The organism is Draconibacterium orientale, assembly GCF_900111425.1.
Lineage (GTDB): Bacteria > Bacteroidota > Bacteroidia > Bacteroidales > Prolixibacteraceae > Draconibacterium > Draconibacterium orientale.
This window is the reverse complement of record NZ_FOHT01000025.1, coordinates 13186-38551: the sequence shown is the minus strand read 5'-3', so window position 1 is coordinate 38551 and position 25366 is coordinate 13186. Positions and strand designations below refer to the sequence as shown.

20 protein-coding genes are annotated in these 25366 nt (G+C 41.9%); 9 read left to right on the top strand and 11 right to left on the bottom strand.

What is annotated here, in order from left to right:
- Nucleotides 1-3: 3 nt before the first annotated feature.
- The 3 genes from BMW53_RS13930 to BMW53_RS13920 all read left to right on the top strand — a co-directional run bounded on the left by BMW53_RS13930 (nt 4) and on the right by BMW53_RS13920 (nt 2156).
- Complete coding sequence (locus tag BMW53_RS13930) at nt 4-384, top strand: YkvA family protein (protein ID WP_038556678.1); 381 nt, start codon at nt 4-6, stop codon at nt 382-384.
- Between the two features lie 318 nt (nt 385-702).
- Complete coding sequence (locus BMW53_RS13925; RefSeq protein WP_038556680.1) at nt 703-1449, top strand: sulfite exporter TauE/SafE family protein; 747 nt, start codon at nt 703-705, stop codon at nt 1447-1449.
- Nucleotides 1449-2156: a class I SAM-dependent methyltransferase gene (locus BMW53_RS13920; RefSeq protein WP_051567655.1), complete on the top strand. Its 708-nt coding sequence runs from the start codon at nt 1449-1451 to the stop codon at nt 2154-2156. The genes BMW53_RS13925 and BMW53_RS13920 overlap by 1 nt, the downstream gene beginning before the upstream one ends.
- Nucleotides 2157-2218: 62 nt before the next feature.
- On the opposite strand, the gene BMW53_RS13915 is transcribed toward BMW53_RS13920, so the two are convergent.
- Nucleotides 2219-3505 carry a hypothetical protein gene (locus tag BMW53_RS13915; RefSeq protein WP_038556682.1) on the bottom strand — a complete coding sequence of 429 codons (1287 nt, stop codon included), beginning with the start codon at nt 3503-3505 and terminating at the stop codon, nt 2219-2221.
- A 150-nt stretch (nt 3506-3655) separates the two neighbouring features.
- Between BMW53_RS13915 and BMW53_RS13910 the strand changes: the two genes are divergently transcribed.
- Nucleotides 3656-4087, top strand: a complete 432-nt coding sequence (locus BMW53_RS13910; RefSeq protein WP_038556684.1) for an FKBP-type peptidyl-prolyl cis-trans isomerase — start codon at nt 3656-3658, stop codon at nt 4085-4087.
- Nucleotides 4088-4089: 2 nt separating this feature from the next.
- Here BMW53_RS13910 and BMW53_RS13905 read toward each other — a convergent pair whose 3' ends face one another.
- The gene (locus BMW53_RS13905; protein ID WP_038556686.1) at nt 4090-4707 is read right to left on the bottom strand and encodes a MarC family protein; all 618 of its coding nucleotides are present in this window, start codon (nt 4705-4707) and stop codon (nt 4090-4092) included.
- A 339-nt stretch (nt 4708-5046) separates the two neighbouring features.
- Nucleotides 5047-6081: a YhdH/YhfP family quinone oxidoreductase gene (locus BMW53_RS13900; protein ID WP_245749048.1), complete on the bottom strand. Its 1035-nt coding sequence runs from the start codon at nt 6079-6081 to the stop codon at nt 5047-5049.
- Nucleotides 6082-6184: 103 nt separating this feature from the next.
- Between BMW53_RS13900 and BMW53_RS13895 the strand changes: the two genes are divergently transcribed.
- The gene (locus BMW53_RS13895) at nt 6185-6511 is read left to right on the top strand and encodes a winged helix-turn-helix transcriptional regulator (RefSeq protein ID WP_038556690.1); all 327 of its coding nucleotides are present in this window, start codon (nt 6185-6187) and stop codon (nt 6509-6511) included.
- Between the two features lie 809 nt (nt 6512-7320).
- On the opposite strand, the gene BMW53_RS13890 is transcribed toward BMW53_RS13895, so the two are convergent.
- From BMW53_RS13890 to nadB, 8 genes are all read right to left on the bottom strand, one after another.
- Nucleotides 7321-9447, bottom strand: a complete 2127-nt coding sequence (locus BMW53_RS13890) for a peptidylprolyl isomerase (protein ID WP_038556692.1) — start codon at nt 9445-9447, stop codon at nt 7321-7323.
- A gap of 164 nt (nt 9448-9611) precedes the next feature.
- Nucleotides 9612-10877 (bottom strand): hemolysin family protein, encoded by a 1266-nt coding sequence (locus tag BMW53_RS13885; protein ID WP_038556694.1) that lies wholly within the window; start codon nt 10875-10877, stop codon nt 9612-9614.
- A gap of 6 nt (nt 10878-10883) precedes the next feature.
- Nucleotides 10884-11537, bottom strand: a complete 654-nt coding sequence (lptC, locus tag BMW53_RS13880; RefSeq protein WP_038556696.1) for an LPS export ABC transporter periplasmic protein LptC — start codon at nt 11535-11537, stop codon at nt 10884-10886.
- Between the two features lie 19 nt (nt 11538-11556).
- Nucleotides 11557-13203 carry a tetratricopeptide repeat protein gene (locus BMW53_RS13875; RefSeq protein WP_139178164.1) on the bottom strand — a complete coding sequence of 549 codons (1647 nt, stop codon included), beginning with the start codon at nt 13201-13203 and terminating at the stop codon, nt 11557-11559.
- Between the two features lie 33 nt (nt 13204-13236).
- Nucleotides 13237-14517 (bottom strand): beta-barrel assembly machine protein BamG, encoded by a 1281-nt coding sequence (gene bamG, locus BMW53_RS13870; protein ID WP_139178162.1) that lies wholly within the window; start codon nt 14515-14517, stop codon nt 13237-13239.
- Nucleotides 14501-15235, bottom strand: a complete 735-nt coding sequence (locus BMW53_RS13865) for a type III pantothenate kinase (RefSeq protein ID WP_038556702.1) — start codon at nt 15233-15235, stop codon at nt 14501-14503. The genes bamG and BMW53_RS13865 overlap by 17 nt, the downstream gene beginning before the upstream one ends.
- On the bottom strand, nt 15235-16080 hold the full coding sequence (gene nadC / locus BMW53_RS13860) for a carboxylating nicotinate-nucleotide diphosphorylase (RefSeq protein WP_038556704.1): 846 nt from the start codon (nt 16078-16080) through the stop codon (nt 15235-15237). The genes BMW53_RS13865 and nadC overlap by 1 nt, the downstream gene beginning before the upstream one ends.
- A gap of 4 nt (nt 16081-16084) precedes the next feature.
- The gene (gene nadB / locus BMW53_RS13855; protein WP_038556706.1) at nt 16085-17656 is read right to left on the bottom strand and encodes an L-aspartate oxidase; all 1572 of its coding nucleotides are present in this window, start codon (nt 17654-17656) and stop codon (nt 16085-16087) included.
- A gap of 523 nt (nt 17657-18179) precedes the next feature.
- On the opposite strand from nadB, the gene BMW53_RS13850 reads away from it, so the two are divergent.
- From BMW53_RS13850 to BMW53_RS13835, 4 genes are all read left to right on the top strand, one after another.
- On the top strand, nt 18180-19358 hold the full coding sequence (locus tag BMW53_RS13850) for an efflux RND transporter periplasmic adaptor subunit (protein ID WP_081804776.1): 1179 nt from the start codon (nt 18180-18182) through the stop codon (nt 19356-19358).
- Nucleotides 19359-19375: 17 nt separating this feature from the next.
- Complete coding sequence (locus BMW53_RS13845) at nt 19376-22582, top strand: efflux RND transporter permease subunit (RefSeq protein WP_051567656.1); 3207 nt, start codon at nt 19376-19378, stop codon at nt 22580-22582.
- Nucleotides 22575-23864, top strand: a complete 1290-nt coding sequence (locus BMW53_RS13840; protein WP_038556711.1) for a TolC family protein — start codon at nt 22575-22577, stop codon at nt 23862-23864. Before BMW53_RS13845 ends, BMW53_RS13840 begins: the two co-directional genes overlap by 8 nt.
- A gap of 176 nt (nt 23865-24040) precedes the next feature.
- Nucleotides 24041-25363, top strand: coding sequence for an ATP-dependent 6-phosphofructokinase (locus BMW53_RS13835; RefSeq protein ID WP_081804940.1), 1323 nt, complete (start codon nt 24041-24043; stop codon nt 25361-25363).
- The last annotated feature ends 3 nt before the right edge of the window (nt 25364-25366 follow it).

The window sequence follows — 25366 nt, the reverse complement described above, 5'->3', positions numbered from 1 at the left end:
ACCATGTACGACAAGTATTCAAAATATTTCTCCGAACAATCGTTGTGGGACAAGCTTAAAAACTTTGGTAAAGCTGCCGGAGCAAAAGTTGTTTATGCCGTTTTATTGTTGTACTACACTTTCGAAGACAAAGGCGTTGGATTAAAAACGAAACTCAGCATTGCCGCCGCATTGGGTTATTTTATTCTACCCACCGATGCCATTGTTGACCTGACACCACTAATTGGTTTTAGCGACGACCTGGGCGTACTACTTTTTACACTCTCGGCAGTAGCAGGTAGCATTACCCCCGAAATTAAGGCCAAAGCACGCGAAAAACTTAACGAATGGTTTGGCGAAATCGACCCAAAAGAACTTCAGGATATTGATAAAAAGACTTTTTAAGACTTTTTTGCAAGCACGTTAACAGAGGTTAATCTGCTACTTGTATGAAAGTTATGGCATGCGTTTTGCACATATCTAATTAGTTACATATACTGTAGCTATCATGTTTTTAAATGAAGTGACTGGAAGTAAGGCTTAGGCCTTGAACATGGTTTTTGTTTTTTGTTTTTTGAGGAGGTAAGATCTACCTTCAAATTGTTAGCTAGACTGGTCCCGCTACTGCGGGACCTTTTCTTTTCTCCCCTGCTCCATATTTAATACTCATATTTTAGTGCCAAACTCAGGTTATTTGTACATTAGCGACTTATCTTTTTTGCTATGCTAGAACTTGATTTCTCCACGCTTCAATGGATTTTACTGGCGGTATGTGGCATGCTGATTGGCATGTCGAAAGTAGGTGTTCCCGGTGTTTCAATGCTGGTGGTTCCCGCGCTGGCGCTAATTTTTGGGGGCAAAGCCTCAACCGGAATTTTACTACCGATGTTAATGATGGCCGACCTTTTTGGAGTTGGTTATTATCACCGTCATGCCGAGTGGAAATACCTGTGGAAACTACTGCCATGGGCTTTTGTGGGAATTGGCATTGCGCTTTGGGTAGGCGAAGTGGTAAACGATACCTGGTTTAAAAATATAATCGCTATTTTGGTTTTTCTGTGTATTGGACTAATGTTGTGGCACGACCGCAAAAAAGGACAAAACCTTTTTCCCGACACCTGGTGGTTTTCGGCAATGATGGGCATTTTAGGAGGTTTCGCCACGATGATTGGCAATGTGGCCGGCCCCATTTTTGCCATTTACCTGCTGGCTATGCATTTACCAAAAAACAGTTTTATTGGCACGGGAGCCTGGTTTTTTCTGATCGTTAATTTTTCGAAATTTCCCCTGCATATTTTCGTGTGGAAAACCATTAACCTGGATACGCTCACACTTGATCTGATGCTTTTACCGGCCATTGCTTTTGGTGCATTTGCCGGCATAAAACTGGTACAGAAAATATCGGAGAAGCTATACCGGACCGCCGTAATTATCGTAACCGCCCTGTCGGCATTTTTACTCTTAATCTGATGGAACAACTGCAACAATTTTTTAAGGACAAAACAGTAAAAACCCTTTTGGACGTTGGAACAGGAACCGGAAGTTTTATTGCTGTTTTAAAAGAAACACTTAACAATACCCAATTCACCGGCATCGATCCGGACAAAGCATCGCTTGAAGAGGCGGAAAAAGCCCATCCTGATGTGCTATTCATGAATATGACCGGCGGGCAGCTGCATTTCCCCGATTCCACTTTCGATGCAGCAAGTATTTCGATGGCCATGCACCACCTGCCTGATGTTCAGCAAACTTTCAACGAAATGAAACGCGTGGTAAAACCCGGTGGCTGGCTTGTTGTAAACGAACTGTTTAGCAACAACCTGAATCCTGCACAGGAAGTACACAAAAGTATGCATCATTTCAGAAGTACGATTGATCGCTTAAATGGTGTTTGCCATAACGAAACCTTCACCCGCGCCGAAATTCTGGAGCAGGTTGAAAAAGCCGGATTGGAAATTTGCACAGCCTTTAATCAGGAAAAAGATCGTGTAGAACCAACTCCCGATGAAACTGCTGAGCGAAAAGAAAAGTTAACAGAAATGCTCAACCAGATTAAAGACAAGCCCGAATACCACGCGATGAAAAAGCAAATTCCGGAAATTGAAAATGCCTTAAAACAACATGGTTTTCAGATGGCAACACGGGTGGTTGTTATCGCAACTGTTAAGAAAGATTGATAAAAGGTTGATGCAGATTGAATGCAGATTGACACTAAAAAACCAGCGGCTTGCAGCTAACTTTACATCCTGTTATTCACAATATTATTATAAATTGAACCGAACTGCACGCGAATTCCAACATTGGCTCCAACCTCGAAAGACGAAGGTAACTGAACCTTATTCAGCAAAACATCTTCCAGAGAAATTTCACCTTTAGGCAAGTAAATCTGGTCGTGAACATTCTCTACGGTAAAACCCATACGAACCGAAAGTCCGCGAATAATACGAACCGATAAATCGGTATCAAAAGTAATCCGGTTTTTGGTCCAGTCGTGCATATAGTTCGTAGCATTAAGCCCCGCTTTTACTTCGCCCCAGGTTTGCACAATCTGCAAATCCAACCGTAACGACTGCTCCCAAAGGCTTTCTTCCATTTTGTCATATATCGATTCCTCGTAATATTTCATCCACTCGGGGCCAATATAATAGGCGATGGTAAACACCTTTCGGTCCGACACATCCCATGGGAAAATATTATATTCTACTGCCGGCTTAACCGACACTGAGTATTTCGTGTTGCGGTAATTGCTGTTATAGAAACTACCGAATAAACCTGTTGACCAACGCGATGATAAACTTTTTACGGTACTCGACGAGGCATATGTTGATGTATTATCCGAGCGGTACTCTTCTCCTTCGGTGGTGTATTTCTGTGTATTTACCGAGCGACGTGCGTTGTTTCTTATCCGAATATCTTCGGTAACCTTATCGGCACGGCCATAAAACGAATAGTTATAATTCTTTTTACTTTCTTCCAGGTTCACACGGCCACTAACATCAGCTCTGAATGTCCAGTTGCGCCAGGGATCTTCAACGATTTCCACTTGCCCCGGTTCAACGTCGCCCCGGTAGCGGAAACTTAACTGATCGGAAGCTTTTGTCTGGTTTACAAAAGGCATTAAGCCCAACGAAAGTGCGTCTTTCAGTTTTTGGCGTTCCTCTTCGTTTGTATCATCGGCAAGTGTGGTGCATGTAATGGTAAAATCGCTAAAATTCTCGAATGTAAGGTTGTTGTACATCAACGAATACACCATTCCGCCCGAGCCGCTCACCCGGTTATTTATTATAATATGCACATCGGCAACGGCCGGATCGTTTACAAAATCGGCAAAACGCATATTGCGGCGCATGTAATCCATATCAAGCCGAACACCTTCGATATAAACTTTAATTTTGGCCTCGCGCTTGTTGTACGACAACGATCCACGGCTTTTTATACGCACATCTTTTTCGGGCTTTTCTGCAGCCCGAACATTAATGAATGCAAAACAAAACAGAAGTGTAAAAATAGTGAGAAAGCGCAGCATTATTTTAGTCCTCCTTATCAGGTTCAAGTTGGTTTAAATAGTAAATCTATATTAACAGCAGCTCAAATATAAAATTTCAACTGTAATATTTAAAACTTACTTGCTGATTTTCACTTACTTTGTAATACTTCTTAATAGTGACAGAGAAACATGGCGCGCAGAGAGAAAAAATCACGAAGTAAAGGATCGGCAGGAAACAACCGAAAATCGGGTGAAGATTTTTTGCAGAACAACAAACAGAAAACCGGTGTTTTAGAAACCAACAGTGGTTTGCAATATTTAATTGTGGAAGAAAAACAGGGGCCAAAACCGGGTCTTTTCGATACGGTTAAAATTCACCAGCGCGCTTTACTGCTCGATGGTAAAATACTGGAAGATACTTACCGCCAAAACCAGCCCGACGAAGTTAAAATAGAAGAACTTATTGAAGGGTTGCAGGAAGGTTTGCCTATGATGAGCTTAGGCAGCCGTTATAAATTCTGGGTTCCTGCCGAACTGGCATGGGGACGAAAAGGTACAGGAAATAAAATTCCACCAAACGCAGTGTTGAGTTTTGATATACGCCTGGTTGAGATTTGCTGAAATTAGCTCCAGTGAAGATTGAGCCATGTTTTCACCCCTGCCATAATCATCTCAATGGCTACAGAACCTACAAACAGCGCGGTAATACGCCCGGCCAAATCGAAGTAGCGCTCAATTAATTCTTCCCGCTTTTCGCGAATTACATCGTGCAAAAATTTTAAAAACAGCAAAACCAGGATACACAGCATAACCGCCACAACAATAGATGCGCACGACATAAGAATATCGTTACGCTTACCTATTACCACACTGGCACTAATGGTTCCCGGGCCAATTAAAACCGGCATGGCAATGGCTCCGGCAATGTGTTTCGATTCGCCGCGCAATATTTCAATAGCGGTTGGCCCCCGAAAAACAAACTGCAGGCCAATAAGCAGGAAAACAATACCACCAAACAACTGAAACGAAGCAAAACGAATTTGAAATACATCGGAGAAAATCCGATCGCCCAACACGGCAAAACTACAAAAGGCAACACACGAAATAAGCCCGGCGCGAATTAATACGCGCCGAAACTGTGTATTATCGAGCTTCTGAACAATGTCGATTAAATAAACAATTACCAAAAACGGATTTAATAAAACCAGTAATAACAGTATCGATCTTGTAAATTCGGTCATGTAGTTTCCGGGTTTTTATGCGTTGTTTTAGCTTTATTTTTTTCGGTTTTTAAAACCGTTTAATAGCTGCCGGGGTAAATATAAAAATAGTAATCAGGAAAGCAAAAGCTTTAAACGGCAATTCTGTTGAATGCCACTTTGGCTACCAATTATTATTGCCAAATGGAATACGTGGACATAGATTGGGCTTCCTTTTCTGTATTCAACGGTGGCGATATGAAATTGTTGGGGAATGCAGACTACTTTCCTGCCCAGTTACACCGAACTTAGTTGGTGGCAAAAAATTTGAACACCCGGTATAAAACACTTATGCTTTATACCGGGTGTTCTGTTGTATATTTATTCAACCAAAGTCACTACAGTTCTTCCTTTTAATTTTCCCTGAAGCATTAATTCAATTTTTTGCCCTACATCCTTCAATTTTATTTCATTGCAAGTGTGATTTAACTGTTTTGGGTTCCACTCTTGTGATAACTTATTCCACACTATTTTTCTGTATTTCATTGGATAGTTTTGAGAATCTATTCCAATGAGTGTAACCCCTCTCAGGATAAAGGGAAAAACGGTCAAATCAAGTTTTGGAGATGCAACATTTCCGCAGCAAGTTACAACACCTATGGCATTTGTCGATTTAATTATATTTTCAAGTATTACACCTCCAACTGTATCAATGGCGTCGGCAAACAAAGGTTTTAATAATGGCTTTTTAGCAAAATTTTCAACCTCGCTACGCAGTAGCACTTCTTCAGCACCAAGATTCATTAAATAGTCCCATTCTGTTTCCTTCCCTGTTATTGCAACTACCGAATAACCCAATTTACTTAAAATGGAAACACTCAATGCGCCAACTCCACCTGTTGCACCAGAAACCGCAATTTTTCCATCCTCAGGTTTTATCAATTCCGTAAGCCGTAAAACAGACATTCCTGCTGTTAACCCTGCAGTACCATATATCATTGCCTCTTTCATCGTTATATTTTCGGGCAATTTTACGGCCCATTCTGCCGGAACCTGAATATACTCTGCAAATCCACCATCGGTATTCATGCCTAAATCGTAACTGGTTACAATTACTTTTTCTCCAACAGCATATAAATCACTGTTCGATTTTTCAATTATCCCAACGGCGTCAATACCTGGTGTGTGCGGATAATTTCTTGTTACTCCTTTATTTCCCGAAGCTGATAAGGCATCTTTATAATTCAATGAGCTGTAGTGCACTTTTACCAAAACCTCGTTATTGTTTAATGTGCCAAAATCCATTTCTTGAACAGACCCCTGATAAATCCCATCAATCTCTTCAATTCGGAATGCCTTAAATGTTGAACTATTCTGTACCATCTTTTGTCTTTTAATTTTTCTTATTTTGTACAAACTTCAGGATAAATATTTTGCCATCCAAGAACTTACCTTTGGTTGGCCAACGAACATTTATTTCTGTTTTTAGTATTTTAAAGACTTTGAGGGAAGAAAAAAAATGGAAAAAAGTTATTGCCCGATTGACACATTTATAAATGTAGTTAAAGGAAAACGAAAAGGAACCATCATTTTACACCTTTTTCAAGGAGATAAAAGGTATAGCGAATTGGTTAAACTCTTACCTGATATTAGTGAACGAATGCTGACGAAACAGCTGAAAGAGTTAGAATCGGATGGATTAATAAATCGGACTGTTTTTCCTGAAGTTCCTCCACGCGTTGAATACAGCTTAACAGAACTTGGTAAAGAAATTCATCCTGTCCTCAAAGGAATGTATAAAGGAGGAATCCTTTTTGAAAAATCGATTGATGAATTGCATAACTAATTATTTACAAATTTTACTCTTTTTGTAAAGGCATTTCAATATCCAACACACTACTGTATAACATTAGCAGATAATGTTATTTCCCTTATACCGTTAAAAAAAGCATTGTTATACACCTTATATGGCCTGTAAACCACTTATCATTATTGCTTTTTAACGTTTTTCAAGGTGCGTATTCACAAATTTTAGGGCTTTTGTGTTTTAAACACTAAACTTATTTTTTATGTTTCAGGCAGCTAGCTGGTAAAATCTATTAAGCTATACTTTATGGGCTGCGCGGCATGCGAATAAAAAACGTAAGAAGGTTTGTTTTGCGTACAAATCGAAGAAAAAAATCATCAGGATTGATATTTTTCCGACAAAACAAGCATCTGAACGGTCAGGATCAGCATTTTACGCACAAAATATAAACCTCAACCGCCAGGATTGTTGTTTTGCGCACAAAACGAGGAAAAAAATCATCAGGATTGATATTTTTCCGACAAAACAAGCATCTGAACCGTTAGGATCAACATTTTACATGCAAAATATAAAGCTCAACCGCCAGGATTGTTGTTTTGCGCACAAAATATAAAGAACATTCATGATTCCGAAGAATCATCAACAGTGATGGAAGTACATCAATATTGTTTCACGCAAAGAAAAGAAGAAGCGCAAAATTCGCAAAGGTATAGAATCTGTTTTGCGTGCTTTGCGAAAACTTAGTGATCTACTCTGCGTGAACTTTTATGTTTTCACCAAAGTGATTTTCAGAAAAAAAGCCGCTCCTAAAAAAGGAACGGCTTTTACTATCTTTGTGCGTTTTTCTACTAATAGAATTTCGCTCTTTTGTCTTCAATTTCAACCGAGTTGCGGAATACATTAAATACAGCCGAACCAACCCGGTAAGTGTTTGTTTGTGCCAAACGCATTTTTTCGGCCGCTACATCAACACCGGCTCCTTCGTTTACAGCAGTTGGCATTACAATGTAAACACCGTTATTTCCTGCAATTGGTGCCGATACTTCGTCAACCTCAAGCGCTCCAACTGTACCAATTACGGCAGGTTCCAATCCAATTCCGGGAACCGAGAACGAGTTAAAATTAATTGCGTTTGCTGTTTGAACCTCGGTATCAAGAGCTGCAGCAGCTCCGGCCAAATCGGCATTGTCGTTTAGGGCAGCTTCTGCTTTTTCTACCAGCAATTCAGCTTTTTTCTCTTTTGTAACTGCCAGCTCAACTCGTGCTTTTACGTTTTCGAAAGGAGCAATTCCTTTTTCAGTTTTGTTTGCTAAAATGGCAATTACAAAGTTGTCGCCCAGCTCGAAAATTCGCGAATCCTGATTGTTAGTCAAAATATCGTCAACCTCAGCTTCGTAGGCAGCTCTAACTAACGGACGAGCGTCTTCCAAACCAACAATAGTACGTTGATTTTCGCTAACATTTGCTACCCGTTTTGTAAGACCTTGCTCGGTTACGGCAGCATTAAATGCTTCGGCAGTTGGATTTTCACCTACAAACTGGCTTGCTTTTGCATATACATTTTGATACGTTTTTGTACTTGGCACAACATTGCGTGTAAGATAAGCCACCTGCACCTGACGTGTAAGTTTTCCACGTTTGGTAGTTTGAACCAGGTGAATTCCGAATTGTGTTGCAATCATTGTTACACTATCCGTTGTGTTATTAAATGCTGCATTTTCGAAAGGTTTCACCATTTGTCCACGCTGGAACCAACCTAAATCTCCACCGTTTATTGCAGAGCCCTGGTCATCTGAATTGGTACGCGCCAGTTCGGCGAAATCAGCTCCGTTGTCAATCATTGTTTTCAGGCTGTCGGCCAGTTGCTGTGCAAGAATCGCTTCGGCCTGATTGGTTACCTGCAACAAAATATGACGTGCCTCAACCGAGTCGGGCATCATTTCCGATTTGTACAATTTTACCAAAGTGAATGATTCACCGTCTTTGTACGGACCGTACACTGAGCCAACTTCAGCACCTTCATCAAAAATCCAGTTACCAACGGCTTCCGGCAGGTCGTCTTTTTTGTCCCAGGCATCGTTAAAACTAATGTCCGAGTTGGTGTCAACAAACTGAATAGTGTTATCAGTTTCTTCGAAGTCGGCTTTAATATCTGTGATCCACGCTTCCGCATCAGCAAAGTCTTTTTCCGATGGTTCTACCGGGTAAGCAATGTATTCAATTCTTCTGCTGGCTTCCGATTCGTAATCTTCTTTATGAGCGTTGTAATACTCTTTCAGGTCCGATTCAGTAACGGCAACATCTTCGTCGGCAACAGTACTGTGTGGCAGAGCAATGTAATCGAAATTAACCGATTTGTTTCCGGCAGTGGCGCTTGCTTCAGCCTGCTCGCTGGTAACATACATACCTTTGGCTACCATGTTGGTGTATTTGCCTTGTGTACGTTCTTCAACAATTTGTTGCTCGATGTTTAACCAATAGGCACGCTGATCGGCTGCAACCATTCCGGTTTCCAGGTTTTTTAAAAAACGAACTACCGCGGTTCGATCAAACTGACCGGTTTCAGGATTGCTGAATAGCTGACGAACAATTTGATGAGGATTTGCCCCCTGCAGCATATCGAATAACTCTTCTGAGCTAACTTCAATTCCAAGGTCTTTGTAGGCTTTACCCATTACGATCTCGGCAATTTTGCGTTGCCAGGCCTGCTCACGAACTTGTGCCCAGGTATTATCATCTAACTGATTTTGCCCATAATTTTGTTTGAATATCTCCCCCAGTTCTTCTACCTCTTGCTGAAACTCAGGATATTGAATTGATTCACCATCAATTACTCCAACTTCTAAGCGGTTTCTCTGAAACATCGACGAACCTCCTTGTAACAAATCGCCAAGGATGAACGCTGCCAATGATAAACCGATTACAATTGCTACTAACAATCCTGCTTTCGTTCTAATGTTTTGTAACGTTGCCATTGATTTACAGTTATTTTTTGTCTAAAATCGTTTGAATTTTTCGAGCTACGAAGATAATAATTTTAACTGTTTTACCTCCAATATCGAATATTTTTTACCAATGCCCGAAACGAGTTGAGAATTACCACATTTCCAGCACCTTACCCTCGTTCCTGTTTGTAAAATCAATCAGTTAGAAGTTTGAGTTTTACCAATTCGATTTTAGTATTGGTGGCCTTAAGGATTTTAAATTGGAATTTTTCGATTTTTATAACTGAGTTCACCTTCGGAATACTTTCGTAGTTGTAAAGAATAAATCCGGCAAGTGTTTCAAAGTCTTCGTTTTCGGGTAGTTCGAGGTAATACTTTTCATTCAGCATATCAATCTCGGCTCGTGCTGAAAAAATAAACTCCGTTTCGCTTATCTTCTTTTCAATAATGTCTTTAACGTCGTGTTCGTCTTCAATTTCACCAAATATTTCTTCCAGAATATCTTCGCTGGTTACCATTCCTGCTGTTCCACCAAATTCGTCAACCACAATAGCTATGCTGCGGTGCTCCTGAATAAAAGTGCTCAGCAGTTTATTTGCAGGCATGGTTTCGGGAACAATCAATACATTTTTAATAAACGGATCGATGGTTTGCGGATTTTTAAACAACATTGATGAGTGAACATACCCAATTATATTGTCGATACTTTCGCTATAAATCAGGATTCTTGAATATCCGGTTTCAACAAATTTTTGCCGCAAATCGCTTATCGATGCACCCGTTTCCATCATTTCAATTTCGGTACGCGGAATCATTACATCGCGTAACTTTACTTTCGAGAAATCGAGTGCATTTTTAAACAGCTTAATCTCGGTCTCAACCAATTCTTTATGCTCGGTATGTGTACGGTCGTTTTCATTTATAAACTCATCGAGATCAATCCTGCGGAATACTTTATTTTTGTCTTCGTTGCCGGGCTCGGTATTAAAAAGATTTCGCAGCAAAAAGTTGGTAATGCCCATCGAAAAACGTGTTACCGGAAAAAACACCACATAAAAAAAGGCCAGTGGCAAAGCAAAAACATTTAACAGGGTGTTGGGAAAAATGCGAAATAATGTTTTGGGTAAAAACTCGGCAAAAAGTAAAATTACAAATGTTGAGATTATGGTTTGCAGTAATAAAACCACCGACTCCGACTGGATAGAACTTATCAAAACGGGCTCTAACACTGCGGCAAAAGCAATACCGTAAACAACCAACGCAATGTTGTTGCCAACCAACATGGTGGCAATGTACTGGCCGCCATTATGGGTTAAAAACTTCAATAGTTTGGAGCTGAACGGGTCGGATTGTTTATCCAACTCGAGGCGCAGTTTATTTGCTGAAACAAAAGCAATCTCCATACCTGAAAAAAAGGCTGAGAGAATGATCGTAATCAGAATCAGCAAATACGGGTTCATAAATAGTTAGTTAAAGTTTACAGCTTTTTTGGGTGGTGTTTCCGAAATAACCGGATCGTTAACTTCGGCCTGGGGGCGTTCAATAGTGTTATCGGGTTGTTGAGCTTGGTTTTTATTATCTACCGCCACATAAATAACACCTTTCGGATTGGTAATCTTCCAGTTTTGCATGCTTTGGTCGGATGTTAATCCTGTTCCGGTAATAATTTTGTCGGCACTTATAATCTTCACATATTCTTCGGTAAAGATCGTTTCATGCTTTTCGTCCCAAATCAGGTGTTCGGTTTTTAGCGAATCGCCTTTTTCGTTGGTAACTACCACATTATTTTTGGCCTCCCACTTTTCTTCCTTAATAAATTCCTTCGCATAATCGGCCTTAATACTGGAAGTTATTTTATGGTTTTCGTCGTACTCAATCAGTAACAACCCTTCGGGGAACTCGTGATATATTTGGCCGTCGTTTTCGAAGCGAAGTAATTTTGGGGCTTTTAGTGAAAAGCGAACTGTACCGGAATCGGTATTGAGTGTCTCGAAATTTGTTGCCTCTAAAACCGGCAAATTTTCGGGGGAACTAAAAGCTTTAATTTTTTCAATGTCGTTTTTCTTACACGCAAAGAAAAGTATTGCAGTTCCCAACACGGGAACTGCAATACGAGACATCTTTATCAGTTGTACTATTTTAGAAGCGAACTTTTGTGTTTTCATTAATCCAACCTCCTACGTGATAGGTAGAACCTTCCTGTAGTCCTTCCATAAATGCTTCTTCCTTATTCGGGAAATAAGCTTTGTATTTTCTAAGGTTTTCTGCTGCATCAATTGCACAGTCTTCGCCACGACGCGCTTTTGCGAAATAGTCGCATGCTAACCAGAACACTGCTGATTTTTCAATGGCAGAACCCTGGAATTTTTGTGAAGCGGCAACATAGATATTTCCAATCAACATGTTTGCATCGCATAAATCAGGATCCAATTGTAGTGCAATTCTGGCATCGTTACGCGCTCCGGCATAATTACCATCTTTAGAGAAACGTACCAAGCCGCGCTCGTAATGGTAAGTGGCTTTTAATTTATCGTCAGTTTCCTGATCAATAGCCATTTGGTAGTATTCACGAGCTTTATCAACATCGTCCTTTTTCAGGAAACGACGCGCCATGTTAAAGGCTGCTTCTGCTGAAGGATCAAGTTCGTACAAACGCTCGGTTGCGATGCCAAAAAGTTCAGTTTCGGTACAGTTGGCCCTGCCTAAGCGACGTAACATCGATTTAATAAAGTCAGCATCGTTTGAATTTTCGCGGTACTGAGGTTCGTAAATATTTACCAAAGCTTCGCAATCGGCAGCACCCGATTTTCCGAAAATATTTTCGATATAAGGAATAACGGTTTCCTGTGTCAGTTTTACTTTATCAGCATCTTCGTTGGCCTCAACAATGGCATTAGCCAAAGAAGTTGCTTCTTCGTAATTCTTCACAACCTGCTCTTTTGGAAGCTCGCCCAATTTAAACAGTGCCACAGTTGTTTGCATATACAATAAAAGAACAGGTGGTTCAGTTTGGTCGCCTTGCAGCTTAACCGATTCTGACAACCACTCGTAAGCCGACTTATGAATTGCTTTTAAAGCTTCGCCTTCAGGTGCTTTGTCTCTGTTCTGGTCTAATTTGAATTTTAACCACGATGTACCTTTACGACCTAACACATTACCACGATCGCCAAAGTGCTTCATTCGTTTGTCGTACAATTTCATGTACAAATCAATGTACTTGTCGCGCTCAGCATCAGTTTTGGCATTTTCAATCTGGTATTCATAAATCTTAGAACCGTGAATGTACAGGTTCATGGTAGATTTAGGATACTTGTTATACAGTTTTTGCCAGTGAGGAATTGCTGATTTATAATCCTGTTGTTTGTAAAATTCGGTGTATAACGAAAGCTCATTTAAGAAGTCTTTATCCTGTGCTTTCATCAGTTCATCCAAAGTGCTCAGATTAACGTCTCCACTTTCTTCTTCTACATCACCACCTTCTGATGGAAGACTTCCACTAAATGCAAAATCAAACACATCGCCCGATTTGCCTTCGAGGTCTAATTTTTTTGATTCATCGATAAATGTAAACCTGATGTATTTTGATTTTTCATCAGCTTCAACTTCATACTTTCCATCAAAACTGGTCATCATTTCGCCACCTTTATGGGCTTCAACTGTAATTCCAGCTGCTGGTTCTCCATCGATATAAACAGTTCCTTTAATAACTCTTTGCGCCTGTGCCGTTGTAATACCGACCATTACAACTGCCGCGATTAAAAGAGATATGCGTAAAATAGCTTTCATAATGAGTTTTATTTGTTTTTTCTTTTTTTAATGCTAGTCAATTTTTCGTTGCATAAACCACAAATCATGCAGGCTTACACTTACATTAACTTTGGCATATTTTTCAAGTACTAAATTATATTCTTTTGTCCCTCTTTGCCCAAACTCGGCACTTACATTAAGTGTTGAGTTAGAGCGATACAGTGGTAATCCCACTCCAAAACTTATGCCAAAGTCGTTTATATGTTGTCCGGCAAAGGTATGGTAAGTTTGTTCGTATTTAAAACCTGCGCGATAGGCCACACGGTTAATAAAACTTCTGATCGAAAACTTATCCGGAACCCACTCAGCCCCAATCGCAAATTTATTCAAATCTGTCAAGAAATTACTTTTGCCTCCTAAAAAATCGGCGTTGGCCCATCCTTCGTGGTAATAATCCACATTTATCTCATACACATTTTCTTTTGTCAGCGACAGTCCTCCGCCCAGCATCATCGGGAAAGTCATAGTCCCTTTTTCTTCCTCGCGGTAATTCAAAGTATCCTGATCAATTGCACCTCCGTACGACAGGTTCTTTTGAATAATATCGGATACAAAGTCGGTATATTCGGGTTTATTGGCAAACACCAATCCAAATGTTAAACTTTTATCATTTTTCATTGGCAGGGTTGCCTGTACACCCAAATCCAACCCGAAGTCGCGAATACGAACTGTTGAATACCGCTGTACATTATAAAATGTTGGATCGGCAAAGGTTACTTCCGTATTTCGGTTTAATGTTCCGAAACGGTAATTCAAGTTCGCACCAACCGATACATTTTTAATGGGCTCGATGGCAATTCCCCACCGGGCATTCGATATGGTTCCGGCACCGTAATACGAGTTGTAAACGGTTCCAACATTTTCAATGTCGGCGATAGATGTTACAGAATAACCTACATCGGAATAGGGTGTTAAACTTAAGCTTGTTGCCGCCCAGTTGTTTAATCTGAAGCTCATGGCAAAATACTTGAAGTTTACATCGCTGGTTTTCATGCTTGTACTTTCGGTTTTGTTATTGGCAAATTTGCCTTCCAAACCAAACTCGAAAATAAAGTTAAGCGAATCGAGCGATGTATAACTGGCGGGGTTGGCCGCATTTATTTGCATGTTGTATCTGCTTGCAAGGCTTGCACCTCCCATGGCCGACGAACGGCCGAGCGAATAGGGTTGCAAATCGCCAAGGCCATAACGCGAATATGGCGATGTGGTGTTATTATTAAATTGTGCAAACAATACAGCCGGGATAAATAATAACCCGGCAATCAAAAAACTTACTCTATTTAGTCTCCCCATTATGTTGTAAAATGCGGTTTAAACCAATGCTGGTTAAATTAAAGTGTACAAAGAAAGAATTTTTTAATTTGTTATCAAAAAATTCGGCATCGCCCCCGGTCATAATAACTTTTAAATTATTATAATTTTCCTTAAATGAGGTAATTGCATGATCTACTTCGAACACGATACCGTGTTGTACACCGGCTCTAATTGCCTGCTCGGTTGTTTTTCCAATTAGTTCGTTAACGACTCCCCTTTCAACTTTAGGAAGTTTTCCTGTAAACTGGTTTAGTGCCTTAAAGCGCATTTCCAAACCAGGTGATATATTTCCGCCCAGGTATTTACCATCGGCAGTTAACAAATCGTAGGTAATTGCTGTTCCGGCATCAATAACCAAAACATTTGTTTCGGGATACAGCTCAAAAGCTCCTACAATTGCCGCAATGCGGTCTTTTCCCAATGTTTCTTTCGTCTCGTAACAGTTTTCTACAGGCAAAGGTGTGGTGGCGTTCAGTTCAATAAATAGCTTGAACTGTTCGGCCAGGGCAACTTTTAATTCCTCGGGATAATCTTTTACCGACGAAAGAATTGCACGATCCAAGCCCTTGTATTCTTGTTTTAAGGTAGCGATTAACGCAGGCGTAAAGGCATCAACCGATTCCGTTTTCACCACCTCGTTTTTCGCACAAACCGAATACTTTGTCCGGGTATTGCCTATATCTATTACCAGATTCATTAATCAATTATACGCTGACTAATGTCGAGTGCTTTTACCGAATGTGTTAGTGCTCCAATCGAAATATAATCAACGCCAGTTTGCGCTACTTTGCGAATACGTTTGATGGTCATATTCCCCGATGCTTCAATTTTTGCACGACGATCGATAATATCCACACACTCTTTCATCATCGTCGAGCGCATATTGTCGAGCATGATAATATCCACATCGGCAGCCAATGCTTCTTTAACCTGGTCGATGGTAGTGGTTTCCACTTCGATCTTAATACTTTTTGGGATTTTTTTACGAATGGCTTCAACAGCCTTTGTAATGCTTCCTGCAACCTGAATGTGGTTGTCTTTAATCATCACCATATCGTACAATCCAAAACGGTGATTCGAAGCGCCTCCCATTCTAACCGCATACTTATCGAGGTAGCGGTATCCGGGTAAGGTTTTTCGGGTATCCAGAATCTCAACTTTTGTACCCTCAATTTCTTTCATGCAAAGGTTGGCATAACTTGCAATACCCGATAAGCGTTGCAAAAAGTTCAGCGCTTTTCTTTCTCCGGTTAACAAAGCACGATAGTTCCCTTTAAACTCGGCAATTACATCGCCGGGCACCACATGGGTTCCGTCGGGCATAAATACTGTCCACTCCAGTTCCTGGTCAAATTTTCTGAAAACCATTTCTGCCACCTCCAAACCGGCAACAACTCCTTCTTCCTTAGCTACAAACTGCGCCGTTTTAACAACGTTACTGTCAATCAGGTTGTTTGTAGTAATGTCTCCATCGCCAATATCTTCGGCATAGGCCATGTCGAACAGAACCTCGGCCGATTTTAATGTTTTCGCATCCATCATAGCTTTACTTTCTTATGGGTTCAAACTCAATGTTTTTGTTTTTTTGTTGAATAATATGTGTTTTAAAATCAGGGTTCTCCTTCTGAAAATCTTCCCGGATGTGCCCACCGCGGCTCTCTTCGCGAATCAATGCCGATTGCGCAATAAGCTTACTAATGAGCGACATATTCCTGATCTTAATTAAATTATATTCGTTTTGATCCTTGTCGAATTCTGAAACAATTTCAGAGAGGCGGCTGAGTGCAGCTTCCAGGTCTTCCCGGTTTCTGACAATTCCCAGTTTTTTCGACATAATTTGTGCCACTTCGTGCTGATAGGTCAGAAAGAGCTGCTCGTTACCGGCATCCAAGGTAATTGGCTCGGGTTTTTCAACTAAATGCTCCGAGGCAACCAGTTTTGCCGCTTTTTCGCTGGCACGTTTTCCGAAAACCAAACACTCGAGCAAGGAATTACTTGCCAAGCGATTGGCTCCCATCACTCCGGTTGATGCGGCTTCGCCGCAAACAAAAAGCCCCGAAATATTTGTTTCAGCATCGAGGTTGGTCCGAATTCCGCCAACCATATAGTGCGCTGCCGGTGCAATGGGCAAATTATCTTCGGTTAAATCGAAACCAAATTCCCGTAAATGCCTGTCGATATTCTTAAAGCGGTTTCTGATCTTTTCCTTATCCAAATGTTTTAACGACAAATAGATACGCTCGACATCCGATTTTTGAATTTGCCTAAAAATACTGTAGGCCACCACATCGCGCGGTGCCAGCTCGGCCAGCGGGTGAATGTCTTTCATAAAACGTTCGCCCTTCGAATTCAACAACCATGCTCCTTCGCCACGAACTGCCTCGCTAATCAGGTACGCTTCCTTGCCCGGCAGGCACAATGCCGATGGATGAAACTGAACAAACTCGAGGTCGGCCAATCGGGCACCGGCATCATACGCCAACGCAATTCCATCGCCGGTTGCCGTATGCGGATTTGTTGAGCGCGCAAAAACCCGCGACAAGCCACCTGTTGCTACAATTACAGCTTTTGTTTTGAACAGGATATTTTCGTTGGTTTTAAAATCGTAGGCCTGAAGCCCGACGATTGCATTGTGGTGCTTCAGCAATTTTACTGCCACCACATATTCGAATGCTTCAACATTTTTATTCTCCCGGATAAGACGCAGTTTAAACAAAGTCAACTCTTTTCCGGTAGCATCGCCGCCGGCATGCAATATACGGCGTTTCGTATGTCCGCCTTCCAGGCCGAGTACAAATTCGCCATTTTCCTTATCGAATTGCATTCCCAAATCGATTAATTCGTGTACACGTTCCCTTCCTTCGTTAACCAAAACGTCTACCGCATCATGATCGCAAATGCCGCGCCCGGTAACCAAAGTGTCGTGTGCATGTTGTTCAGGCGAATCCTCGTCGGCAATAGCCGCCGCAATTCCGCCCTGCGCATAATATGAGTTACTTACATCAAGCTGCGATTTGGTTACTATCGCAACGCGTCCGTATTTTGAAGAGTGATAAGCAGCCGACAATCCTGCCAGCCCGCTCCCTATTACAACCGTATCAAATTCAAGTATTTGCATCTGTTTTTTCTGCTTCCCGCAAACAAGCCTGCAAAGTTAGCATTTCTTTTAAGCAAAAACCTATATTTTATCACTTAGGTTTTACTTTGCCCTGATTAATAAATGCCTTGCCCGAAAAAATGACGTGTGGATTTTTCCGGGAAATGAGCTAACGGCTTGTTCGTACGCAGGGCTAATTCACTCCCCTTTTGCAATTCAAATTCGCACATAACCGACTACTTTTCAAAAGCCATAACCCCCATTTTCACACTGCGCAGTAGAGTTTTAAACACTCGGAAATTACTCGTGTTAAACATCTTATATTTTTTGGTGTTTTGTTCATATAAAAAAGTTACATTTCAAATTAAACCAAGCTCAAACTAAAAGGTCTTTGTAATTACTTGTTTGGCGACAGTAGAGGTTAATTATAAGCGATTAATGTGTCGTTTTTACAAAATAAAATTTGTTACATTAAAAAATTAGTGATTTTTGCACTCGACACTAAACCTATGTTGATTAAAAAATTCAAATAAAAGAAATAGCCATGAGTTGGAGAAAAACTACGTTTATCGTTGTTGCCCTTATTGTTTTGTTAGGAGGAGCCGCAGCATTATCAGAACTATTCGTCTCAATGAAACCGGAGCAAACCAAACGACCCGATGTTGATATGAAACGATCGGTAAAAGTGGAAACAGTTAACTATTCAGAAATTACTTCCCCTCTTTCACTCCCCGGCGGACGAGCCGTATCGGGCAGCGAAGTATTGCTGGTTGCCGAAGCATCGGGAAAAATTGAGCCGGGAGCAGTTGTGCTGCGCAAAGGCACATCGTTTAAAAAAGGCCAGTTGCTTGCCGAAATTTACAAAGATGAAGTAGAACTTGCCTTAAAAGCCCGTAAAGCTCAGCTTTTAACAACAATAACATCGTTATTACCCGACCTGAAAGTTGATTTCCCAAAACAACTAAATGCTTTCGAAACATTTTTCAGAGCCATCGATTTGGATAACGACCTGACTGAAATGCCGGTTGTAAAAGACGAAAAACTAAAAGTATTTTTAGCCAGCCGCGGAGTGTTAACCGAATATTACAGCATTAAACAAGACGAGAAAAAATTAAAACGCCATACACTTTATGCGCCTTTCGATGGAACATTTACACAGGTAAATTACGAAACCGGATCGTATGTAAATACCGGCGGGCAAATTGCACGAATGATTCGTACCGACCATGTGGAGATTGAAGTTCCGGTGCCAAATGAAGACAGCGAATGGATAAAAATCGGCGATAAAGTGCTCATTCATTCCAACCTCGACAATTCGTCAATTCCCGGCAAAGTAGTGCGTAAATCAAATTTTGTTGAAGCCGAAACACAGTCGCTAAGCATTTTCGTGCAGGTTGACCAAACCTACTCCGACAAGGTACTTCCCGGACAGGTTTACGAAGTAACTTTCCCCGGACAAAAAATTGCCGATGCCATGGAAATTCCTCGTGGTGCAGTTTTTAACTCAAGTACGGTTTATGTTGTAATTGATGGCGAACTGAAAAAACGCGAAATAAACGTGATAAAACGCAACGAAACAACACTGATTTTTGATGGTTTGCCTGAAGGAAGCAAAGTAGTTGCAGAACCATTAATAAATGTAAAAGAAAATACTCCGGTTAATATTCAGGGCGAAGAAGGCACCAACAAGCCACAACCCGGAAACCAGACTAAACCTCAATAGAAAAAGGAGACAGATCAATGAAGAAGATAGTTGAACTATTTGTAAAATTTCCGTTTTACGCCAACCTGATCCTGCTTTTCCTCATCGTGGTGGGTAGCATAAGTTTTCTTTCAATGAAGAAATCTTTCTTCCCCGAACGCGAATCGCATATGATCACTGTTCGTGTAGCCTATCCCGGTGCATCGCCGGTTGAAATGGAAGAAGGGGTTACTTCGCGTGTTGAGGAAGCAGTGAGAGCCATCCCCGGCATATACGAGATCAATTCAGTATCGGCCGAAAACAGTGCCAGCATCCGTATTGAAATACAGCCCGGATACGATATCGACGAAGCACTTATTGAAGTAAAAAATGCAGTGGATGGAATTTCGGCCTTGCCAACGGCTGCCGAACGCCCCATTGTGGCCAAAACACGAACCACATCGCCGGCCGCACGTTTGCTGGTTACCGGCGACGTTGATTTAATGACACTAAAATCGTACGCCCAGCAGGTGGAAGAAGATTTCCTGGGATCGGGAATTATGAGCCAGGTTACCATTTCGGGTTTTCCAAGCCTCGAAATTTCAGTAGAAGCCGACGAGGAAGATTTGCTGCGCTACGGATTAACATTCGACGATTTGCAAAGCGCCATTACCAACAACAACCGCGATGTATCGGGCGGGCAGCTACGATCGAAAGATGAAGAGCTGTTGATTCGTTTGCGCTCGCGGAGTGCCGACCCGAATAAAATTGGCAACATTATTTTACGTGCCAACCCCGATGGAAGCGTGCTTCGCATTAACGATATTGCCACAGTAAAAATGAAATTCTCGGATGTGCCCAACAAAGCACTTGAGAAGGGAAATCCGCTGATCAACATCAACGTAATGAAACTGATTACGGAAGACCTTGACGAGATAGACCAATACATTCAGGAGTATGTAAAAGACTTTAACACTGAAACACACGGCGTAAAACTCATCTATTCCCGTTCATATCTCGACTTGTTAAAATCGCGCCTCGACCTGCTTTACAGCAACGGAGGAATGGGTTTGATCCTGGTGGTTCTTATTCTCGGAATTATGCTCAGCACCCGATTATCGTTGTGGGTTGCCTGGGGTATTCCGGCTTCTTTCCTGGGCATGTTTATCGTGGCGAATTTGATGGGCGTTACCATTAATATGATGTCGTTATTCGGAATGATCCTGGTAATTGGTATTCTGGTTGACGACGGAATTGTAATCGGGGAAAATATCTTCCAGCATTTCGAACGGGGGAAAAGCCCCATGCGGGCTGCTGTTGACGGGACTGTGGAAGTAATTCCCGCTGTAACGTCATCGGTACTAACAACTGTGGTTGCTTTTTCGCCGCTTATTTTTATAACCGGTCGCATGGAAATGATGTACGAAATGGCAATAATCGTAATTGCCAGTTTGCTTATTTCCTTAATCGAGGCTTTTCTGGTTCTTCCGGCACACCTTGGTAACGAAAAGGTTTTAAACCGAAAAACATTACACAGAAAAGCAAAAGGCCTGCGAAAATATACTGAACGCTTTTTTACCTGGTTACGCGATTATGCCTATGACCGGGTAGTAAAACTGGTTTTGGAGTGGCGCTATATTGTAATCGGAATTCCGGTGGCAATGATTGTTATTACTCTTGGATTAATTGGCGGACAACTGATTAAAACAACCTTCTTTCCGCGAATGGAGTTCGATTCCTTCAACATTAATATTGCTTTTACACCGGGTTCAGGAGAACGCCAAACCATGCAATACCTCGAGCGTTTTGATAGTATTGTGTGGGTGGTAAACGAAGAATTGATGGCCGATTACAACGATTCCTTGCCTATTATCGAAAACAGCATTATCAATTTGGGTTCTGCTTTTAGCCGCGACGAAAGTGGTGCGCATTGCGGAAATATTGATGTATCGCCACGAAACTCGGAAGAAACAGGAATCAGTTCGTATGAGATTATCCGTCGTTTAAACCAGAAAATCGGAGATGTGCCCGAAGCCGAGAAATTTACCATTGGCGCCAGCAACCGCTTTGGCGATCCGGTTTCTGTCGGGTTGATGTCGAGAAATACCGAAGAACTGGAAGCTGCACGTGATTACCTCATGGACAGGCTGTTGCAATATCCGCAGTTAAAAGATGTGGTTAATTCAAATGCCTTGGGTAAACAGGAAATTCTTTTGGAACTAAAACCTAAAGCCTACATGCTTGGCTTAAACGAAACCTACATTGCCAACCAGGTACGCCAGGCATTTTATGGCGGACAGGCACAACGCCTGCAGGTTGGCCGCGACGAACTTCGTATTTGGGTACGTTACCCCGCCGAAGGACGCGAGCGCATCGGGCAGCTGGAAAAAATGAAGGTAAAAACGCCACAAGGCGAATACCCGCTGATGGAACTGGTTGATTACGATATGAAACGTGGCCCGGTAAACATTAACCGCTTTAACGGAAAACGCGAAATCAGGGTAAATGCCGACATGGTTGACCCGGATGCTTCGGTTACCGAAACGCTGGATTTGATTAAAGCAGAAGTAATTCCCGAACTCAAGGTGCTATTTCCGGGAATTTCAGTAATATTCCAGGGACAACAGCGCGAAAGTGAACGAAACATGAGCGACCTGGCTTTCCTTTTCCCAATGGCTTTTCTGGCAATTATCTTTATTCTGATGATCAGTTTCCGTTCGTTCGAGCAACCGATGATCATCATTATTATGATCCCGATTTCGATACTGGGCGCCGTTTGGGGACACGGTATTCACGGCAAACCGCTTTCGATTTTAAGCTTGTGGGGAATTGTGGCACTTACCGGTGTAATTGTTAACGATGCGGTGGTATTTCTTTCCAAATACAACCTGCTTGTCGAGGAAGGACTAAAAGTAAAAGACGCCATTGTTGAGGCCGGAAAATCACGGCTTCGTCCTATTATTTTAACGACACTTACTACTGCTTTCGGTCTGTATCCGCTTATTCTCGAAACCAGTTTCCAGGCGCAGTTCCTTATTCCAATGGCCATTTCGCTGGTATATGGAGTGGCTTTCGGAACCATGTTTATTCTCTTGTTCTTTCCGGCTCTAATACTGGTATTGAACGATATCCGGAAATTTGTACGCGAACAGTGGACCGGCAGAACTTTTGAACGCGAACACGTAGAAATTGCCTGGCAAAATGCACAACGCAAAATCGATAACAGCATTTATCACGAAGAAGATGAGGAGGATACCAATGAATAAGATAGTAACACTATTATTAATAATGGCTTCGGGTTTGTTTGCGCAGGCCCAGCAGCCACTTACACTTACCAACGCCATTACCAAGGCGCTGGAAAACAACTACGACATTGTTATTGCAAAAGAAAACCAACGCGTTGCCGAAATTGAAAACAACTGGGGAACAGCCGGCCGCTACCCTTACATCAATCTGTCGCTGGGCGATAACAACTCAGTTCGGGTAGTTGATGGCGATAATACCACCTCAATTGGATTAACAGGTGGAGCATCGGTAAACTGGACTATTTTTGATGGTTTTTCGGTGAGTATTACCAAAACCCGTTTAGAGGAGTTGGAGAACCTGTCGAAAAACAATGCGGCAGTTATGGTTGAAGGGACCATTCAATCAGTGATTCTGGCCTATTACGATGTTTTGTTACAGAAAGAAATTCTGGCAACTTATAACGAAGTAATGGCACTTTCGCAAGATCGTTTTCAGAAAGCGGAGCAACAAAAAGAATACGGATCGGCAGTTACATACGATGTTTTGCAGGCACAAAATGCCTACCTGGCCGACCGGGCAAGTTACCTCTTGCAGGAAGTAGCTTACAAAAACGCGAAACGTAATCTGGCTTATTTAATGGCCGAAACAGAAGCTGTAGATTACGAATACACCGATGATTTTGAAGCCATTACAGAGGATTATACGTTAGCAAATCTCAGGGCGCAAATGATTGAAAACAACAAGAGTTTGCAAAACCAGTACATCAATCAGCGCCTGCTCAACAATGCAATTGCTTCGGCAAAAAGTTCGTTTTCTCCATCCTTAGGATTTACAGGAGGAGTGACAGGATCACGTGCCGGAACAAAAGTTGGCGACATGGACATGGATTGGGCAAACTCAGCCAATTTTTATGGTAATCTCACACTCAGCTGGAATTTATTTAGTGGCGGAAACCGGAAGCGGGCATTGCAAATTGCAGAGATAGACAGCGACATCGCTGAAATTCAGCTCACCGACATGCAGCACGATCTGGATAACAGTTTGGCCAATCTGTTCGAATTTTACCAGGTGCGTAAAGAGTTACTAACGGTTGCCGACGAAAACCTGGCAGCAGCCCAACTGAACCTGCAAATTTCGCGCGATAAGTTTGAAGCGGGTGCCATCAACTCGTTCAACTTCCGCGATGTACAGGAAATTTACCTGCGTGCGGCACAAGGCAAACTGGAAGCGATTTATAATTTCATTAACGCACAAACATCCTTATTGCGCTTAACCGGCGTGATTGTGCAGGAATATGAGTAAAAAGAAGCAAGCCGATGGAGAGAACTTCATCGGCTTGCCTCTTTATAACACCGCAATCCTCTGCACCTTTTTTTCAATACAATTCCATATTACCAAAATCTATTCTGTACCAGCAGGTATTATTAAACCATAATGGCTAAATTTGAAAGGTTTAATGGAACCACAAAAACATGGGTATGGCTGAAGAATTTTATGTTGAAAGATTGGGAAAATGCACTGTTAAATCGCCGCTGAACCTTTCAACGGTTGAAGGAGACGGGATTTTTGATTTTACCCGCGATGAAGAACGTGTACTCTACTATAATACAGTATCAAAAGTAAAAGAACAATTGGCAAAAGGCGAAGAACCGCTTTCGTTTGAGCGCGCCGGCCCCAGGGAACACCTTTACTTCGAACCGGCCAAAACACGCGTTGCAATTGTTACCTGTGGCGGCTTATGCCCCGGTTTGAACAATGTAATACGCGGACTTGTAAACAACCTCTGGGAACGTTACGGAGTAAAGAAAATTTACGGCATAAAATATGGCTACTCCGGTTTTATTCCCGAGTACAATTTCCCATACATCGAGCTTGATCCGGATGTGGTTGATGATATTCACAAGGCAGGTGGAACAATGCTCGGATCGTCGCGCGGAGAGCAACCTGTTGAAACCATAGTTGACACACTTGAGCGCCTAAGTATTAACATCCTTTTTACCATTGGTGGCGATGGTACGCAGCGCGGAGCACATGCAATTGCCCAGGAGATTAAGAAACGGGATCTGAAGATTTCAATCGCCGGTATTCCAAAAACGATTGATAACGACATTAACATGATCGAGCGTTCTTTTGGTTTCGAAACGGCTTTTTCCATTGCAATGACTGTAATTCAAAACGCCCACTACGAAGCAAAAGGAGTTTACAACGGCATTGCAGTTATAAAGCTCATGGGCCGCGATTCAGGATTTATCGCAGCCAATGCCGCTCTGGCCTGCCCCGATGTAAATTTTGTACTGATACCGGAAATGAATTTCGATCTGGATGGAGAAAAGGGTTTTCTTACTATTCTGAAAAGAAGGCTGCAGAAAAAGCAACACGCAGTTATTGTTGTTGCCGAAGGCGCCGGTCAGTTCTTTTTTGGGAAAGACAACAAAAATACACTGGAGAATAAAGTTTACGAAGACATCGGTTTGTACATACGTGATAAAATCCGTGAAGAATTCGAGGCGTCCAATATACCATTTTCACTAAAATATATTGACCCGAGCTACATTTTGCGCAGCACACCGGCCAATGCAAACGACAGCAAATTTTGTTTTCAGCTAGCACAAAATGCGGTGCACGCCGCCATGGCCGGAAGAACCGATTTTGTAGTCGGGTACTGGCAGGGAGCTTATACTGTGCTTCCTATTCCGCTGGCTACAAAAGAACGCAAAAAAGTGAACCTCGAAGGGAACTTGTGGGGAAGCGTTTTAGAAGCCACCGGGCAACCCGTTTGTATGCAAAATAACTGCCCTTGATGA

Bases quoted from the DNA above. Each gene is read 5' to 3' on its own strand.
- nadB (WP_038556706.1), bottom strand. From the start codon at position 17,656: ATGCAAATACTTGAATTTGATACGGTTGTAATAGGGAGCGGGCTGGCA.
- BMW53_RS13905 (WP_038556686.1), bottom strand. From the start codon at position 4,707: ATGACCGAATTTACAAGATCGATACTGTTATTACTGGTTTTATTAAAT.
- BMW53_RS13920 (WP_051567655.1), top strand. From the start codon at position 1,449: ATGGAACAACTGCAACAATTTTTTAAGGACAAAACAGTAAAAACCCTT.
- BMW53_RS13850 (WP_081804776.1), top strand. From the start codon at position 18,180: ATGAGTTGGAGAAAAACTACGTTTATCGTTGTTGCCCTTATTGTTTTG.
- BMW53_RS13930 (WP_038556678.1), top strand. From the start codon at position 4: ATGTACGACAAGTATTCAAAATATTTCTCCGAACAATCGTTGTGGGAC.
- bamG (WP_139178162.1), bottom strand. From the start codon at position 14,517: ATGGGGAGACTAAATAGAGTAAGTTTTTTGATTGCCGGGTTATTATTT.
- BMW53_RS13875 (WP_139178164.1), bottom strand. From the start codon at position 13,203: ATGAAAGCTATTTTACGCATATCTCTTTTAATCGCGGCAGTTGTAATG.
- BMW53_RS13835 (WP_081804940.1), top strand. From the start codon at position 24,041: ATGGCTGAAGAATTTTATGTTGAAAGATTGGGAAAATGCACTGTTAAA.
- BMW53_RS13910 (WP_038556684.1), top strand. From the start codon at position 3,656: ATGGCGCGCAGAGAGAAAAAATCACGAAGTAAAGGATCGGCAGGAAAC.
- BMW53_RS13840 (WP_038556711.1), top strand. From the start codon at position 22,575: ATGAATAAGATAGTAACACTATTATTAATAATGGCTTCGGGTTTGTTT.
- BMW53_RS13915 (WP_038556682.1), bottom strand. From the start codon at position 3,505: ATGCTGCGCTTTCTCACTATTTTTACACTTCTGTTTTGTTTTGCATTC.
- BMW53_RS13895 (WP_038556690.1), top strand. From the start codon at position 6,185: ATGGAAAAAAGTTATTGCCCGATTGACACATTTATAAATGTAGTTAAA.
- BMW53_RS13845 (WP_051567656.1), top strand. From the start codon at position 19,376: ATGAAGAAGATAGTTGAACTATTTGTAAAATTTCCGTTTTACGCCAAC.
- BMW53_RS13865 (WP_038556702.1), bottom strand. From the start codon at position 15,235: ATGAATCTGGTAATAGATATAGGCAATACCCGGACAAAGTATTCGGTT.
- lptC (WP_038556696.1), bottom strand. From the start codon at position 11,537: ATGTCTCGTATTGCAGTTCCCGTGTTGGGAACTGCAATACTTTTCTTT.
- BMW53_RS13925 (WP_038556680.1), top strand. From the start codon at position 703: ATGCTAGAACTTGATTTCTCCACGCTTCAATGGATTTTACTGGCGGTA.
- nadC (WP_038556704.1), bottom strand. From the start codon at position 16,080: ATGATGGATGCGAAAACATTAAAATCGGCCGAGGTTCTGTTCGACATG.
- BMW53_RS13890 (WP_038556692.1), bottom strand. From the start codon at position 9,447: ATGGCAACGTTACAAAACATTAGAACGAAAGCAGGATTGTTAGTAGCA.
- BMW53_RS13885 (WP_038556694.1), bottom strand. From the start codon at position 10,877: ATGAACCCGTATTTGCTGATTCTGATTACGATCATTCTCTCAGCCTTT.